General features: G+C 39.0%; 11 protein-coding genes and 1 pseudogene. 10 read left to right on the top strand and 2 right to left on the bottom strand.

Annotated features, from left to right (window positions below):
* The first annotated feature begins 1,001 nt into the window (after positions 1 to 1,001).
* From PVV63_RS05070 to PVV63_RS05045, 6 genes are all read left to right on the top strand, one after another.
* Positions 1,002 to 2,600, top strand: a complete 1,599-nt coding sequence (locus PVV63_RS05070) for a BID domain-containing T4SS effector (protein ID WP_273790951.1) — start codon at positions 1,002 to 1,004, stop codon at positions 2,598 to 2,600.
* A gap of 308 nt (positions 2,601 to 2,908) precedes the next feature.
* Positions 2,909 to 4,042 (top strand): BID domain-containing T4SS effector, encoded by a 1,134-nt coding sequence (locus PVV63_RS05065; RefSeq protein ID WP_273790950.1) that lies wholly within the window; start codon positions 2,909 to 2,911, stop codon positions 4,040 to 4,042.
* Between the two features lie 341 nt (positions 4,043 to 4,383).
* Positions 4,384 to 5,226 carry a BID domain-containing T4SS effector gene (locus PVV63_RS05060; RefSeq protein ID WP_273790949.1) on the top strand — a complete coding sequence of 281 codons (843 nt, stop codon included), beginning with the start codon at positions 4,384 to 4,386 and terminating at the stop codon, positions 5,224 to 5,226.
* A 355-nt stretch (positions 5,227 to 5,581) separates the two neighbouring features.
* Positions 5,582 to 6,862: a BID domain-containing T4SS effector gene (locus tag PVV63_RS05055; protein ID WP_273790948.1), complete on the top strand. Its 1,281-nt coding sequence runs from the start codon at positions 5,582 to 5,584 to the stop codon at positions 6,860 to 6,862.
* 211 nt (positions 6,863 to 7,073) lie between these two features.
* Positions 7,074 to 8,954 (top strand): BID domain-containing T4SS effector, encoded by a 1,881-nt coding sequence (locus PVV63_RS05050; protein ID WP_273790947.1) that lies wholly within the window; start codon positions 7,074 to 7,076, stop codon positions 8,952 to 8,954.
* A gap of 332 nt (positions 8,955 to 9,286) precedes the next feature.
* Positions 9,287 to 12,490, top strand: a complete 3,204-nt coding sequence (locus PVV63_RS05045; RefSeq protein ID WP_273790946.1) for a BID domain-containing T4SS effector — start codon at positions 9,287 to 9,289, stop codon at positions 12,488 to 12,490.
* Between the two features lie 287 nt (positions 12,491 to 12,777).
* Here PVV63_RS05045 and PVV63_RS05040 read toward each other — a convergent pair whose 3' ends face one another.
* Positions 12,778 to 12,936 (bottom strand): hypothetical protein, encoded by a 159-nt coding sequence (locus tag PVV63_RS05040; RefSeq protein WP_273790945.1) that lies wholly within the window; start codon positions 12,934 to 12,936, stop codon positions 12,778 to 12,780.
* A gap of 401 nt (positions 12,937 to 13,337) precedes the next feature.
* Between PVV63_RS05040 and murJ the strand changes: the two genes are divergently transcribed.
* From murJ to PVV63_RS05020, 4 genes are all read left to right on the top strand, one after another.
* The gene (gene murJ / locus PVV63_RS05035; RefSeq protein ID WP_273790944.1) at positions 13,338 to 14,909 is read left to right on the top strand and encodes a murein biosynthesis integral membrane protein MurJ; all 1,572 of its coding nucleotides are present in this window, start codon (positions 13,338 to 13,340) and stop codon (positions 14,907 to 14,909) included.
* A gap of 60 nt (positions 14,910 to 14,969) precedes the next feature.
* Positions 14,970 to 16,040, top strand: coding sequence for a tryptophan--tRNA ligase (gene trpS / locus PVV63_RS05030; protein WP_273790943.1), 1,071 nt, complete (start codon positions 14,970 to 14,972; stop codon positions 16,038 to 16,040).
* A gap of 62 nt (positions 16,041 to 16,102) precedes the next feature.
* A complete protein-coding gene (locus tag PVV63_RS05025) occupies positions 16,103 to 16,594 on the top strand; it encodes a universal stress protein (protein ID WP_273790942.1) in 492 nt (163 codons plus the stop codon).
* Between the two features lie 59 nt (positions 16,595 to 16,653).
* A complete protein-coding gene (locus PVV63_RS05020; protein WP_273790941.1) occupies positions 16,654 to 17,232 on the top strand; it encodes a NifU family protein in 579 nt (192 codons plus the stop codon).
* Between the two features lie 447 nt (positions 17,233 to 17,679).
* Here PVV63_RS05020 and PVV63_RS05015 read toward each other — a convergent pair.
* A pseudogene (locus tag PVV63_RS05015) lies at positions 17,680 to 17,760 on the bottom strand (DUF4102 domain-containing protein); the annotation flags it as partial.
* Positions 17,761 to 18,389: the final 629 nt, after the last annotated feature.

Raw genomic sequence — 18,389 nt, 5'->3', positions numbered from 1 at the left:
TATAATTTATCCCCTACAAACAACCAAAAACATTTCACAACGCTAATCCCCAATATCAAGACTTAAGAAAAACAAAAGATTGATCTTTGAGACAAGAACTCTCAAAACACCCACACTCAAGAACATCGATTTTTTCCCAAAAAACATTTAAGATATACATCAAAATGAATAAATCATTCTTATACAAGCTTTTCCCCCTTTACGATATCATAAAGTGTTCTATTTTAGTGATAAAGCGCTGAAAAAGGCTTTTCTCCCAACCAAAGAAAGAGTTTTCTCTCTTATGGATCTTAGAGCAGCGCAATACAATAAGAGCAACAATACAAAATAAAAAACATTTTGTTGCAAAAATACACAAACAAGATGTTCGTATGGCAAGATATTCATATGGAGCAGTAAGAAAAACATAATGGAGAAAAATTCTTGATAACTGCTTTTACCCATAGATTCACCAATCTGAGTACTGTGTATGAAAAGTACCAGCACCATCCGCTAACCAAGAGCGATCGCACCCGCCATATCCACGCCCCTCATCAAAGCGCTCTTGCAAACAACTTTGTTAAAGGAAAAAAACAACAATTTTAAGCAACATTTTTCTTTTTGACCTCTTCCTTACACCTCAAAGAACGAAGATTTTACCCAAAGTCAATTTGTAGAAAATTCATTTTCTAACTACTCATGGGATTCATATCAAGGCCCTCAATACCAGTATTTTACAGCACAAGGTAATAAACAAAGGAACCATCAGAAAAACTTTTCAAAAATAAATGAAAAAAGAAAATAGGCATGAAAACAATCATAACAGAACATTTTGCATCTCTTACACCAAAAACCTTTCAAAAGTATCACAAAACGATTGCTACAACTATCTATACACTAGAGGGAAAAGTGCTTTCTCTCATAACAACCAAAATCTCAAAAGAATACGCGAAGGGGAATTTTTCACATGCAGCGTTTAAGACGCTCATCAACCACCACCCTACCTACTTAGGAGAGATTATATGTTAGAGCAAAATTATCTATATAAAGGTACCCCAACACTCAAAAATAAATATGGCATAAAAGACCCCAAAAAACTGTATGAACGCTGTGCTCATGATACCGCCAGAGAAGCCGTCAATTTTCGCCACGAACCACTTCCACAAAAATTTGATGCTTCCTATCTAAAACTAATCCACTGGAGCCTCTTCCACAAAACTTTTGAATGGGCTGGAAAAACCCGCGATACATCCTTTACATTTGAAGACGGCACCACTGCCCATATGCCGGCGATGCGTCCCAAAGGTTATGAAGTTCCTTTTGCTATCGGACCGCAGATTCAAAAACAACTAAAACAACTCGAAAAAACACTTAATGAGAAGAACAATTTAAAAGGTTTATCGCGCCAAGAATTTGCTGAAAATGCCGCAGAAGTTTTTATGGCGCTCGAGCACGCACATCCTTTTAGAAAAGGGAATGGGCGCGTCAATCGAATGTTTATGGAAAAACTTGGACAAGCCGCAGGACATACCATTGACTTTTCTTTCATCACAAAAGGACGCATGACAGCAGCTTGTATTGAAGCCGTGCAATATGGCAATCCCCAACCGATGAAAGATCTTTTTGAAGATATCACACATCCGCAAAAATCCCTTGTTTTAAAAGAATTCATCTCCCAAATGAGAAACGCGGGACTGGATGAAATTAACAATCGTGTTGTTGTTGCAACAAAAGAAGATGTAACCTACGAAGGCGTCTTTAGAGGTTTTTCAGCAGAAGGTTTTGTCATGGAAGTAGAGGGTGCTTTCGTCGTCGGCCACAAAGATGATCTCCCCCCAGAACTCGTCAAAACATTACAAAACGGTACTCGCCTCTGCTTTCAAAAAAACAACGTTCAAAATGTAAAAGAAATATTGATCCCAAAAGAAACATTAGAATCTCTCACCCATGAAGAGTTATTCACAAAGATTTCAAATGACGCTTATGTTGAAGCATGCCGAAAAGAAATCAAAAATTTATCAAAACTCGTTTATGGTAAAATCCACGCCTTAAATACAAAAATAGATATCTTAACGGCTGATCCAAGCTTAGGAAATCAATTTGCTGATGAAATTTTACAAAACCCTCAATCAATTTCTAAACTTGCAGGGAGAAAAATACTTGACATGAAAAGCCCAAATCGCAGACTGGCGGAACAAACTGCTCCACAACTCAGCCAAGCCCTTAAAAATTATGCCACAATAACACAACAAACAAAAGAAGAAATTTTAGAGCAACATCAAAGAGAACAAAATCGACTGAGTCACACTGTCGAAACACCTGGAAAAAATTTACAAAACCTTTTTACCTTACCAAGAGAACAACAAAAGGAAGCTTTATTGCATTCTCCAACACTACGACAAGAACTCCATCACTTTTCGCGCCAACTACACAATCGTCTATCCTCAGAAGAGCGTAAAGCCATACAAGAAAAAGATCATACCAGACTAGCGTGCCTCCTTGGGACATCGGAAAGCAAAGCAAAAGAAATTGCGAATACTGTAAAGAACACCCAAGAAGCACAATGTCAAGCCCGCAGCTTGAAAGTTAGTCGCTCTTCATCGCTTGCTCTTACCGGCTAAAAAGCGTGAACTTTTACCTTCCAACTAACTCTTAACGCAAATCATTTTATCTCCATTACGCTCACCAATTGTTTTAAAATGGTACAAAAAATAGTCCTAAAAATGAATCCTGTAATTTGATGTAACTTATTGATAATATTTCATAAAAAAACTGTATAAAAGACATAAATGTCCACTATATATCAATATGAATAGCGCGAAATCTTTGGAGGTCATTTAATTTGATATCTTACCTTATCCTAAAGTTGTTATCAAAAAATGGGGAATGCGCCAAAGAGGTTTTCTAAAAATATTGAAAGGAAACAGCCATGAAAAAAAGTCACCCACAACCAGCCCCCCAGAACCCACAACCCCAGAGCCAAGACCCCCTCTACGCCAAGGTTAATAAACCACCCAAAGAACAGCGCAACCCACAACACTATACACTTCAACAACCACCAGAAACGGTCTTTGCTCCCAAAAAGCCACTTGACCAACAAAACCTAGGATCTCCTAATGTAGAAGACCTCTACGCAAAGGTTAATAAACCACCCAAAGAACAGCGCAACCAACAACAATACACACTTCAACAACCAGCAGAAACGATCTATGCTCCCCAACAGCCACTAGGAAATCCCTATGACAGACTTGGTGGAAGACCAAGTGATGGGCGACGCACCAACAGACTCGTAGACCCCTATAAAATAACGGACTTGGAAGCGCAAGGTTGGCAAACACCCTATGACACAATTGGTGGAGGAGCACAGGGTGGAGGACACCGCCAAGAACCGGAACATCTCTATGCAGAGCTTGAGTTTGGTGAACGTGGTGAGCTCTCTCCCCAAAGACCACTCGAATCTGTCTATACAACGGTTGGCATGGGGGCTGAAGGCGGGCAAGAGTCTGAACAACTAGAAAATCCCATCTATCAAGGCGTTGGAGGAGGCAGAATCTCTCCTCCCAGAACCCAAAAAGATGTGGTTACAACAAGGCTTTTAAAAAACGTAGACTTTCAATATGGTGTGAGAGAAACGCAAGAGTGGTGCAGAGTTGTTTATGGTAACGAACATGCTTTGAATGACCACCTTGCTAAAATTCTTGACGATCCTCAAAATGCAGAGCAAATCTTATGGGGCCTTGCAGAAAATCCTGAAAGCGCTGGTAAGCTTGCAGGTCACAAAATACTTGGTGTAAAGTCTCCAAGCCGCAGAGAAGCTGAAGAGAGTTTTTCTCCCCTTTGCTCAGCTCTTGAGAGGCATATACATACGGCACAAAAGCTCCATAAACAGTTTACACGGGAGCATGAAAGAGAAAGAGGTCAAAGACAAGAAAGTCCAGAAAGAGAAGCAGAACACAGACACCACCATCATCATCGTCATGCAAGAGGACAAGAACAAAATAGTCCAGAGCACAGCCCACAAAGACAAAGACATGGAGAAAAAGGAATGGCTTTTGCCATGTAAGTGGACATAAACGTAAAAACAGATAGTTTTTGTTTTTCATGTAATTTTTTTCAGTGAGTTTCTTGGCGCAAATCATTTTATCGTGATTGCGCCAAGAGTTGTTTTAGAATGTTACAAAAAATAGTTCTAAAAGTGGATCCTGTAATTTATTGTAACTTATTGATAAAATTTCATAAAAAAACTGTATAAAAGACATAAATGTTCATTACATATCAATATTGAATAGCGCAGAATCTTTGGCGGTCATTCGGTTGGATATCTTCCTTTATATAAAAGTTATCAAAACTAAAAGTGGGGAATGCACCAAAGAGGTTTTCTAAAAATATTGAAAGGAAATATGTATGAAAAAACATCATCCACATCCTTCTGCAAATCCAGAAGCCCTCTATGCAACAGTTAATAAACCAAACAGAGGAAACCAGCGCGGACCAAAACCAGAAGAAGACGTTCTATACGCAACTGTTAGCAGTGTTTCTCCTTCAAGAGGGAGACATCCTGATCGGGGAAGAGAAAGTTCTGAAACCGATTACACAAAGGTTGCTCCCCCAAGACGCGAAGAGGAAGTTACATACGCATCAGTGAGCAGCGTTACCCCTTCTTCAAGAGGTAAACATCAAAGGACAGAAGATCCTGAAACCGACTATACAACGGTTGCTCCGCACCAAAGAGGAAAGCCTTCATCTTCCCTCACAGCTGATCAAATAAGTGTCATGCTTTTAAAAAATCCACACGTCCAAGCACATGCAGAAGAAGTCATACACTGGAGTAAAATTGTTTATGGCGATGATACGATTTTCCAGCAGCACTTGCAAGGAATACTTACAGATCCCACTAAAGGAAAAGACCTTTCAAATCAACTTGCTGAAAATCCTGAATCTATACATAAACTTGCTGGCCGCTCCACACTTGGCTTAAAAAATCAAACACGCAAAGCAGCTGAAGATGGTTTTAGATCGCTCGTTGATGCCGTTGATGGTTATACGAAAGCTGTACAAGACGCAGCAACAAGACTATCGCAAACCCCTCTAGCGGAACAAAGACGCCGTCAAGAAAATTCTCAGCAAGTTGAGAGACACCATCATCGTTATCATCATCATCACACAAGAGGACAAGAACAAAATAGTCCAGAGCACAGCCCTCAACGACAAAGACATGGAGAAAAAGGAATGGCTTATGCCATGTAAGGGGGCATAAACATAAAAACAGATAGTTTTTGTTTTTCATTTAATCTTTTTTTTCAGTGAGTTTCTTGGCGCAAATCGTTTCATCGCGATTGCGCCAAGAGTTGTTTTAGAATGTTACAAAAAATAGCCCTAAAAATGGCGCCTGTAATTCACGACGACTATTGATAACTTATTGATAATATTTCACAAAAAAACTGTATAAAAGACACAAATGTCCATTAAGCTGATTGCAAATAGCGCAGATCTTTGGAAGCTCATTCAGCTCGATATTTCTTTTGTCTCAAAGCGATCCAAGCATAAAAGGCAAGAATGCACCAAAGAGGTTTTCTAAAACAATTTTTGAAAGGAAACATGCATGAAAAAAAACCACCCTCATCCTTTTCCATCCTCTTCAATACAAGAACTTATAAAGCTCTATGAACAAGCAGCGGCAGAGGTCTCAGGCGCAGCCCCCCTTCCTAAAGAAACGCCTTCAAAAAGCAAAAGACTGTCATCCATACCGGAAGAAGATGAGGAAAGACAATCTCTTTTAAGCGAAGAAACTGTACATGCATCAACAAATCCAACAGCTTCGTTAACAAGAGGCAGCTCTACCAAAAGGCAGCAAAAAACTGAAACGACACACTCAACAGTTCCTTCACAAGTTACCCAAAGGACAACAAGAGTTCTCTCAGAGGAAGAAATCATTCTATTGCTTCCACACCATTCATTGGTTCGAACCTATCAAGAAGAAATCCAACGTTTATCCGCAAGTGCCTATGGTAACCCAAACATTTTGCAAGAAAAAATACAGGAAATTCAAATAAATCCCGCTGCAGGAGAAGAGCTCTCATGGCGCATGGCAGCCTATCCTGAAAGTATTGCTAAACTTTCCGGCACCAGCGCGTTGGGCTTTAAAAATCGAGTGCGTAGACAAGCGGAAGAGAGTTATTCCACTCTCAGTATCACCATTGATTGTTATACAGAAGCTGTAAAACAGGCAAGAGAGAACCTCTTACAATCTCCAGAGCAAGAACTCAAAAACTATGAACGCTTTATGGGGAAGGAAGCCGTCGCTAAACTTCTACAAAAACCAGATCAACGTGAAAAAGCAACGCTTTCAGAAGTAGAAATTTCTACCCAAATTCACCAACATTCAAAAGTCAAAAGACACCATGCCCAAATCCAATATTGGTGCGGTGTTGTTTTTGGCAACAAAAACATTTTGCAATCACAAGTGGAAACACTTTTCCAAAACCCTGAAACAATAGAAGCACTCGCACAGCAACTTGTCGGAAATCCTCAATCTTTTCACAAGTACGCTGGTCGTAACTTTTGTGGCTTTAAAAATCAAGCACGCAGGCATGCTGAAGCTGGTCTTTCTCACCTCATTGACGCCACTGACAATTATGCAACGGCTGTAACACAAGTAAGAGAGAGCATTTCACAAACCGAGCAGACAAAACAAGAACACAATGAAGCATCTTCTGAGAGATCGCAAAACTTGCATCAACAACAAAGCGTCTCACAGTCTGCTCAACGCCCCGAGCCTTCAATAGTAACGCATGAAGAAGCAACAACCTCTACGCAACAAAGAGAAACAGATATTCGTCCTCGCAAAACTATCGCCCCAAAAGCGATGGCTTTTGCCAGCTAAACAGGACATAAGTTTTCACATTAAATCTAACATCTTGGCGCAACACAGAACAGGGGTGTTTGCGCCAAGAAAGCCCCATCTTGTGAAACCATTCAGTTTCATATCTGCTCTCGTAAAGACCGAGTAAAAAAGCATAAAACAGAATAAAAACCAACGTACGTTTTTAAATAGTATTTAAAAACAATATTGGAAGAGTTTGAAAGGAACATGCATGAAAAAAAGAAATCCCTCCCCTTTTATCACCGAAATGATGGAAAAATTTCAACAACCGGCTGAACAATCCCCCACCAGAACCCCTCCTTCCCAAGTTTCTCAAAATTTGCCAAAACCAACTGTAGAAAAACGCCCAGAAAATTTATCACACCACCCAAAGGTTGCGCCACCGCCCCCCCCCCGCATGAGAGCAAACACTCAAACCAGCACAATGCCCTCCAGCGCTAAAATCCCCAGCACCAAAACCCAAGAGATACCTCCTCTCCAAACAAAAGTAGCTCCGCCCAAACCCCCACGCACAAAAGAAAATCTACAACCCAGCTCACAAATCCAAGAACGCTCCTCTCCGCACACAAAAACGCCTCCACAAAGACCACCACGTGCAAAAGATAGAGAACAAAACAAAACAACAGCTCAAGAGAGAGAACACCTCTATGCAACGCCTACTTCGCAAACACCCCCACGCATGAGGGAAAAAGCACAAACCGGCACAAAAATCCCCAGCTCACAAATCCAAGAAAACTCCTCTCCGCACACAAAAGCAGCTCCACAAAGACCACCACGTGCAAAAGATAGAGAACAAAACAAAACAACGGTTCAAGAGAGAGAACACCTCTATGCAACGCCTACTTCGCAAACATCGCCACGCATGAGAGACAGAGTGCAAAACGGTACAAAAATCCAAAATCCTGAAACATACGACCCAAGTGTTAGACCCAAAACACCATCACATATGAAAGTCAGACAGCAAAGCAGTTCATCATCACAAGACAGTGGAACATATGCCGTCCCTCCTTCAAGAAAACCGCTCCGTATGGGAAACAGAAAACAAAGCGATACTATCGTCCCAAAACCTGCCTCTCCACACACAGCAATTGAACAACCAAAACCGTCTCACGGACAAAAATCATCTATTAATACAATGGAAAGAGAGCTGTTACTCGTAGCATATCAAGAAGAAATACGATTTTTGTGCGAAAAGGTTTATGGCAACAGGCTTATTTTAGAAGAAAGAATAGAAGCAATCAAAGAAAACCCCAATATGGGAGAACAGCTCTTATGGGATATTACAGAACAGCCTAAGTCTATTTCTAAGCTTGCTGGTAGAAAAGTTCTCGGCATAAAAAATAACGCGCGCAAACAAGCTGAAGAAACTCTTCCTACCCTATGTGCTGCTATTAACGGTTATATGTATACTTCAAAATATACAAAAAGTGAAAATATTTCACAAGGTTCTCACACGGAACAACAACATCAGCGACAAGCACAAGAGAAAGATCCAATAAATCAACATTTACAAAATTCGCTCAATTCAGAAAAGAAAATAAAGCCTCTCTCAAATCAGGAAATTGCCCGCAGAGTTCAACAAGATCCATCGGTTCAATATGGTCAAAGAGAGATCCAATATTGGTGCCAAATTGTTTATGATGATCCATTTATTTTACAATATAGAATGGAAGATATGCACAAAATTCCAGAGATGGGAGAAGAGCTTGTATTTCAAATTGAAAAGGATTCTACATTTTTTGCTCCACTTGCTGGTAGAAAAACCCTTGGCATAAAAAACGGAGCACGCAAAGCCGCTGAAGAAAATATCCCTACCCTTTGTACCGCCATTAAGGACTATGCTGATACAATAAAACAGTTAAGAGAAACCATTGTGCAAAACCATCAGGAAGAACAACAAAAACGTCATCAACCACTTACCGATCTCGATAAAAAATTACAAAAGCAGCAAAGCTTATCGCAGCCCCCGAAGCTGCCTGAACGCTCAACAGTAAAGCGGCATCAAGAAGTTGCAGAAACTTGTAGACAAGAAGACCAGCCGCATATTCGACAGCGCAGAGCCGAAGCATCAAAAGCTATAGCTTTGTCGTAATAAATCTCCCAATTGTTGGCTTTTCATACAAAACTTTGGTGCAATTATCTTGCCAAGATTGCATCAAAGACGGTGTATAAAATACAGAAAACTTTGAATAAGACACCCCATTATTTTACAGAATTCATTGATAAAATTTCACGATAATACTTCATAAAAATTACACACTTTAACTTTGTTCCATGATTAACTTTGCTCCATGCGAATAAGGTCAATTTTTTCAATCATTCAAATAGGCATTCTTCTTTAAAGAAAACACCATAAAATAATAAAAGGCAAAAAATATAAAAAAGCTTTCAAAAAATAATGTTAACATTTGAAAGGAAATATGCATGAAAGAAAATACAGAACATTATGCCTCTTCCTCACAGGAAAAATTGCAAGAACAACACTCTGCAATTAGTGCAGCCATTTCTAAGCAAATCAATAAAGCATCGCAGAATTTCTTTTATCCCAATAGCAAGGTGCTTAAAAATAAATACCGCATCAAAGAGCAAGAAATATTAAAAGAACGATGTTGTGATGATGTAAAGAAAGAAATGATAAAACTGCGTCAAGAACCTCTACCTGAGCAGTTTAATTCCTCCTATCTAAAATATCTTCATCAACGCCTCTTTTCCCGTGCATTTGAATGGGCCGGACAAACACGCGAAGAGCCTTTTACATTTGAAGATGGTACTGTTGCTTCTATGCCCATTTTGAAAAGAAAAGAATTTACAAAACCTTTTGCGATTGGCAGAAAAATACAGAAGGGACTAGAAAAGTTAGATAAAACGCTTTCTGAAAAGAATAATTTACAAGGCTTAACGCGCGAAGAATTCGTTGAACAAGCCGCTGGAATAATGATAGATTTGCACCACTTGCATCCTTTCAGAGAGGGCAATAGACGCACAAAGAGACTGTTTGTTGAAAAACTCGCTCAAGCAGCAGGACATGAGCTAGACTTTTCTCTTGTGAGCAAAAAACGTAAAGACTTTGTCCGCGCCGCTGCCATGGAACATGGCGATCCAGAGCCTATGAAGCATCTGCTTGAGGATATCTCAAATCCAGAAAAATTGCTCATTTTACAAGAATTTACCAACTCTATGAGAAAGCTTGGATTGGATGAAAAAAATTATTATCTCACTGTCGTCGCAAAAGAAGGAGAAACCTATCATGGTACCTACAGAGGCAGTGGACCCAATGGCTTCATGCTTGATGCCAACGGGATTTTCATCTTAGGAAATAAAAAAGATCTCACCCCAGAGCAAATACAGACATTAAAAATCGGTGACGCCCTCTCCTTTACAGCGCCCAAAACTCAAAACCCAGAAAAAAACATTGCTTCCAGAAAAAAAAGAGCCGTTCTCACAAACGATGAAATAACTGAAAAGAGCAAAGACAACGCATCCATTCAAACAAAGAAAAAAGAAAAAGCCCATTTTTCACCATGGAGTGCCCCTCATGCTTTACATGACAGCATTGAAGTTATGCCCGAAAATTTGCAAGAACAAGAACAAATGACCAAACCAATTGCTCAATCTGCTTCCTCTATGAGGCAAATGCAAAAAGATTTCCAAAAAAACATTTTACAGACCAGCAATACAGCGACAAATAATCCAATATCTGTCCAAATGACAAAGGAAAAACGCTCTGATCATCAAGAAAGAATGAAACAGCCCCCAAAAAAAGCAATGGCATACTGGGACACTGGTACAAAAAAAACGGACACCGTCCCTCTCACCTTACAGGAGAAATTATCCTCATCGCCTCAAACCGAAGAAAATAAGACAATGTACCGTAATTTCTTTTGCCCTAATAGTATCACCTTAAAAAATAAATATGGAATAAACGACTATAAAAAATTAAAAGTGCAATGTGCCCATGATACAACAAAAGCAATCATTCATCTACGCCAAGAAGCGCCACCGCAAAAACTAACTTCCACATATCTCCAATATATTCATCACACCCTATTTAAAAATACTTTTGAATGGGCCGGACAAACACGCGAAAAACCATTTACATTTGAAGATGGTACCGTTGCTTATATGCCAATGATGAAAAAAGCTGGGATTTCTTTTGCCTCAGCAAAACAGATACAAGAGGGACTAGAAAATTTAGATAAAATACTTGCTGAAACGAATAGTTTAAAAGGCTTAACCCGCGAAACATTTATTGAACATGTCACTGAAATGTTGATACAGCTCAACTATACACATCCTTTCAGAGAAGGCAATGGACGCACGCAACGGACGTTTTTTGAAAAACTTGGGCAAGTTGCTGGCCACACACTCGACTTTTCTCTTGTAACAGAAAAACGTATGAATCTTGCCAGCATTGCATCGCTAAAACATAACGATAAAGAAGAGATGAAGCATCTGCTTGAAGATATCTCAAATCCAGAAAAAATACTTATTTTAAAAGAATTCATGGACAATATGAAACATATCGGATTTGAGAGTCTTCATAATCATCTTATTATAACAGCAAAAGAAGGTCATACCTATAAAGGCTTCTACAGAGGCAGTGGACCCAATGGCTTCATGCTTGATGCCAACGGGATTTTCATCTTGGGAAATAAAAAAGATCTCACCCCAGAGCAAATACAGACATTAAAAATCGGTGACGCCCTCTCCTTTACAGCACCAAAAGTTCAAAACCAGCAAGAAGTGCTTATCCCCGCACAAACAATAGCCCCCCTTACCAACAATGAAATTGCCACAAGGATAAAAAACAACGCATCCATTCAAGCAAGAAGAAAAGAAATAGAAACTTTGTGCCAAATCATTTATGGCAATCGTCATATTTTGCAGGAAAGAATTGAGATGATCCATGAAAATCATACTGAAGGAGAACAGCTCACCTATCAAATTACCACCTCTCCCCAATCTATTTCTAAGCTTTCTGGTAGCAATGTATTTGGCATAAAAAACAACGCGCGTGCCCATGCTGAAGCAAATATTTTGCCCCTCTGTAGAGCCATTGATCGTTATATCAATATTTTTAAACAAACAGAAAGAGACATTCTCCATACCCATCATGTAAAACAAAGGCGGTGTGAACAGTCGGTAAAAATTCCTGAGGCTTGGATGAAAAATCTCTTTTCCTTGTCAAAAGCACAACAGCAAGAAACTTTATCAAACTCTCCTGAATTAAGGGGGGAGATAAGGACTTATATCAAAAAAATCAATGAGCGCTTATCCTCAAGCGAGCATGAAGCTATAAAGGAAAATAATCCTGAAAAACTTGCGAAGAGTCTTGGTACATCAACCGTTAAAGCAAAAGAGATTATGGAAATAATCAAGCAGATAAAAGAGATAGAACAGCATATACAACCCATGTATTTTTATAACCATAAATTCGATGAGCGCTTAGCACTAAACCAGTATCAATCTATAAAGAAAAATAATGAAAAAAAATGTTCCAACACTCTCGATAAAGAAGCAATTAAAGTGCAAAAAATGACAGAAAACGTCAATCAGAGTCCTAAAAGACAAGAAAATATTCAACCTCACAAAACAGAGCACGCAAAAGCGATGGCAATGAATATCTAAAAGGTTCATAAACTTTAACTTTTTTACCCTCTCTGGTGAAAATGATAGCCTTTACCCCCCCTGCCTTCATCGGCAAATCAATCGACCTCAACGAGAATGGAAACCATGAGAGAGCAATTTTATCTTATTTTCTCAGATGTTATCCTCATCAACTGTGAAAAGAAACCTGAACAGGAAAAATAAAAGGATCAATCATTTTTGAAAATGATAATTAATCACTTTCATTACCTGTCGTGCTAAAAACAGACAAAATGCTGTTGAAAGATCACGTCTTCCTATCCTTTTGTTTATGTAATCTCTAAAACGAAAAGGCAGCCAAATTTGGAGAGAACATAAAGCCATAAAAGTGAAAACCAATCACCAGCTTTACCATCCCCTTTTAGCTCAACCTTACGACTTTTTAAAACATCTAAAGCGCTGTTTTTTAAATAATGGAAATTGCACATTGTTTCATGCTTTTATTTTATTTGCGTTCTTTAAATAGGGTCATGCCCCTCACGTAAAACAGTAAGGTATTGGGTTGCATTATTCACGACATCAAAACATAAAGAGAAATTATCATTATATATGCTTATATGTCTCTTAAAACTGTTATGATATTTCTCCCATATTTCAGTTTGAAAAAGAAATTTTAATTATTTTATGGCAACAATAAAAATTTTAATGCAACAGTAAACAAGGAGCATAAAAAAGTCTTCAAGCACCATTGTTGACAGAGAGATAAACACCGTCGTAAAACGCTTTCCAAAAGTATCCTTGATTAGGATAGAGATCAGATTTTTACGATTTAAAACGGTTTATTTCTCCTGTCATCGCTTCTCTTTTACAACAAAGTTGATATATCTTTATGACATTGATTAAAAAAATTGCAACAGTTGCTTCCGGAACCCTTATGAGCCGTATTTTTGGCTTCGTACGCGAAATGCTTATGGCAGCAGCCCTAGGGACAGGTCCTGTTTCTGATGCCTTTAACGCTGCTTTTCGTTTTCCCAACACATTTCGTCGTTTTTTTGCTGAAGGTGCCTTTAACGCTGCTTTCATTCCTCTTTTTGCAAAAAAAATCACTGAAGAAGGTCACGAAACGGCATGCAAATTTGCAGAAGAAGTCTTTGGCGTTCTCTTTTCGCTGCTCTTACTGTTAACGATTGCGATGGAACTGAGTATGCCTTTTTTGGTACGAACCATTATTGCCCCAGGTTTTACCGAAGATGCAACAAAATTTAACGCTACCATTCACTTTACTGCAATCATGTTTCCCTATTTAACCTGCATGTCGCTTGCTGCCATGATGGGGGGCATGCTTAATGCTCTGCGACGCTATTTTATTGCCGCCATTGCCCCACTCTTTTTAAACATTATTCTGATTGGTGTGCTTGCCTATGCTTGGATCTATAAACTTGACGCTTGGCATATCGGCTTAAATCTCTCTTGGGGTGTATTAGCAGCAGGGCTTCTTCAACTCACCTTAATTGCCCTTGCTTTGCGTCAAAGTGGAATGAAAATTTCCTTCCGCCAGCCCCATTTAAGTCCTAATGTTCGCAAGCTATTAACTTTAGCATTCCCAGCAGCCATTACGGGTGGCATCACACAAATCAATTTGCTCATTAATACCAACATTGCTTCTAGTCAATCGGGTGCTGTCTCTTCTTTGATGTACGCTGATCGTCTTTACCAATTGCCTTTAGGCGTAATCGCCATTGCCGTTGCAACCGTTCTTTTACCAGAATTAACACGCGCTTTGCGGAGCAAAAAGCATAAAGAAACCCACCATTTACAAAATCGCTCTATTGAATTAACATTGTTGTTAACACTTCCAGCATCCATCGCTTTTTTGCTGCTCTCCACTCCCATTGTCAGTTTGCTCTTTGAGCGAGGACAATTTACCAGTCAATCAACACACCATGTTGCACAATTACTGGAGCTTTATGGATTAGGACTTCCAGCTTTTGTTCTTATTAAGGTCTTTATTCCTAATTTTTTTGCCCATGAAGATACCAAAACACCGATGATTTTTACAGGTATTTGCGTTTTCATCAATATCAGTCTCGCCTTAACATTATTTCCTATTCTATCTGCACGAGGCATTGTTATTGCTGAAATTACCTCTGGATGGGCCAACACACTGTTGCTGTGGAGTGTCCTTATCAAACGCGGTTATTGGAAATACGACTTCCAACTGATAAAGCGAATATTATGTCTCATGATGGCAACTCTTTTGAGTGCACTAGCCCTCTATTACGGATTGAATGTGTTTGGTTTTTTGTCTTTTCCTTTATCCTCACAAGCATCATTTTTCTTGCGCGCGATCACCTTAGCTGGGATCATGATTGGCATATTTTTGATCTATTTTAGTGCCTATTTTTTATTCAACACCCGTTCCTTTTTTCACACGCTTAAAAATTTGAAAAAACGCTCATAATATCTATACTTTGTCAAAAACAATAAAATGAATAACCTTAATTGAAGAAAGAGCACTCCTATGGATACCTTCACACCACTTGTCTTTTCCGGCGTACAACCGAGTGGTCATTTACATCTTGGCAATTATCTTGGAGCCATTCAGCGTTGGGTTGAACTGCAAAACTCTCATCACTGCCTCTATTGTGTTGTGGACATGCATGCGCTCACAGTTAACCCAGATCCCCTTACTTTAAGCGAATCCACCAGAACAGTGACAGCAGCCTTTTTAGCCTGCGGTATTGATCCTCAAAAACACATTATTTTTAACCAATCACGTGTTTTTCAACATGCTGAACTCGCCTGGATTTTTAATTGTGTTGCCCGTATTGGCTGGCTTCAACGCATGACACAATTTAAAGATAAAGCAGGAAAAGATCGCGAAAAAGTATCCCTAGGGCTTTTTGCCTATCCCACTTTGATGGCCGCTGATATTTTAGTCTATCGTGCAACGCATGTTCCAGTAGGCGAAGATCAAAAACAGCATGTTGAACTCACACGCGATATTGCACAAAAATTTAACAACGACTATGCACAGCGTATTGCCGAATTAAATTTTGGTATCTCTATGCAAACAGATGAAGAAAAAAGACAAGGCTTTTTTCCCCTCCCAGAGGCGCTTATTGGAACAACAGCCACACGCGTTATGTCTTTGCGCGATGGGACGAAAAAAATGTCAAAATCAGATCCTTCAGATTTTTCACGCATTAATTTGACCGATGATGCTGATCTTATCGCAAAAAAAATACGCAAAGCCAAAACGGATTCGGCTCCTCTTCCCGATACCCTCACCGCTTTAAAAGAACGACCAGAAGTGGACAACCTGCTTGGTATTTATGCTGCCTTTGCCAAAGTTAGCAAAGAAAAGATTCTTTTAGAATTTTCTGGTCAACAATTTTCGCATTTTAAAACAGCTCTAGCCGACCTTGTTGTCCATAAGCTTGCCCCTATAACAGAAGAATTACGTCGACTTCATCAAGAAAGTGATTATATCGACTCTGTTTTGCATGATGGCGCTAAACGTGCTAGTATGCTCGCAGAAGAAAATATGAAAAAAATTCGTGAAATTATTGGATTTTTGCACGATACATAAAAATAATAAAACTAAAAACTGTAGAGAGCAAAAAAATCGTTTGTACAAAATAGAGAAAGTGCATGATTTCCAAACCCAAAAATCCGAAAAAAGAACCAAAGAAAAAAAACTTAGTCATTATCGATGAAACACCAGAGTGTCGGCGTGCCGTTGCGTTTGCCGCACAACATGCCCAAAACACCAGTAGAACATTGGTATTACTTTGTGTCGTTGATAGTGTAGAATTTCAACATTTTCTGGGTGTAAACAACGTTATGCGCACAGAATCAAAGCAAAGTGCTCATAAAATATTAGGAGACATTGCCAGTGAAGTCCGCACCACCCATGCGCTTGAAACAGAAATAGTGGTGCGTGAAGGAAAAAAAATTGATGAGATTTCCAAACTGATCGACGAAGATAAAAGGATTGCACTAATTGTTTTAGCAGCCAGTGGACATACAGAAGGACCAGGACCCCTTGTTCAATTAATCGGGAATAAAGGAACAGCTTTTTCAATCCCTGTCATTGTTATTCCTAGCAATCTTGCCGATGAAGATATTAGATCTATTGCCTAAAAAATATAATATTCTACAATGTAAGATCTTCCCAATCCTTCATTATAAAAGGAGAGTCTATGTTTATTCAAACTGAAACCACCCCAAACCCTGCAACTCTTAAATTCTTGCCAGGACGCGTGGTTCTTTCTGAGGGCGTATTAGAATTTCGTGACCCTGAAGAAGCAGCTAAAAACTCACCTTTGGCGGCTAAACTGTTTAATATTCCCAATATCAATGGTGTTTTCTTAGGCTATGATTTTATCACCGTAAGCAAAAAAGAAGGGGAATGGCAACATCTCAAGCCCGTCATTTTAGGCACAATCATGGAACATTTTCTATCCAATGAGCCAGTGATCACCACCAACGCTACAACACAAGCACAAACCCATGCCCTTAACGAAGAATTTTATGACGAAAAAGATGCTGATATTGTCTTAACCATTAAAGATCTGCTTGAAACGCGTATCCGCCCAGCGGTTGCCAATGATGGTGGAGACATTACTTTTCGCGGATTTGAAAATGGTATTGTTTATCTCAATATGCGGGGCTCCTGCGCTGGATGTCCCTCTTCAACGGCAACTCTCAAACATGGTATTGAAAACCTTTTACGTCATTTTATCCCTGAAGTTTTAGGCGTTGAAGCCATGCCACAATAAATATTGACTTCAATAGATAAAATAACCACACCGATTGCCCCTCTTCAACAGTGCTCAAACATGGAATGTAAAGATCTTACGTCATTTTATTCCTGAAATTTTAGAAGTAAGCTATGCAGCCATAAAGATAGAGTACTGTTAAAAAAATCTGTCCAATAATGATACCTTCACTCACCTTTCACCTCCACATATGCCTTAAAAAGATTTCAAAGCCCCCTTTAAGAAGCATAAGTTATTTCAACAAACCAATCGTACACAGAAGTACAATGCATGGGTGTGCACTTTAAATTTATTTTGTTTTATAATCTTGTCATGCAATTTTAACGAGGAAAACACGACCTCGTTAAAAAAAAGAAAACCCAAAAAAGAAAACATTGTAAGATAGAGTGCTCATTTGCTCTATCTTTCTCAGTGCTTCCAACGACAAATCACGCAAAATACTCCTTGTAGCAAGCCGGCACCATCATCATATCTGCCAGCCCCTAATGATGCGACAGCTCTTTCATTAAGACGATTCATAAGAGTCATTTTAATCCTTTCTTTCCTCATTTTTACCCACACACCAGCCCCGCTTGTGGTGTGCAAGCAAGTGATTTTAATTGATTCAACATGAAACAGATTTGAAATGAGAGAATCCCACGTTATTCGGGGTTCTAATTCAATATGAATAACGCTAATTTACTATTATAAATCAATATGTTGTTTCAGCCACTCGACAAAGATCACATTTTGCAACTTGCAATGAGAATTCTGACATTCTTCTTATTTCAATTCTGTTTTTATTGCATCAATCAAAATCGTCCGCTTACACAGCACAAACTGGATAATAACAAAAACTATTTTTAATAGCTCTTATGTACACTTTTATAAGAGACTGTTGCAGTACTAAGAGCTGGAAAATGCATGGCAATAAGACCTTATCAAGATCATAGCGTCCTTTTTCCATTCTTAAAATCAAGAATTCCCCCCCTATCATTTTCAATCTCATTTCCATAAACATGACGCAAAAATATAACTACCTGTAAAAAATAAATACATTGAAGCCAGATCTATTATGGTTGTTTGAGAAATTATCTGATACAAAAAATGAGAATATTTTTTCAATTCAGCAGGAATAAGTTTGTCTACTTTACGGTATTGTTCTTCTCATAAAGCGC

Source organism: Bartonella sp. CM31XJBT (genome assembly GCF_028618555.1).
Classification (GTDB): domain Bacteria; phylum Pseudomonadota; class Alphaproteobacteria; order Rhizobiales; family Rhizobiaceae; genus Bartonella.
Note: the sequence above shows the minus strand (reverse complement) of the source record. Positions and strands in the feature narration are given on the sequence as shown.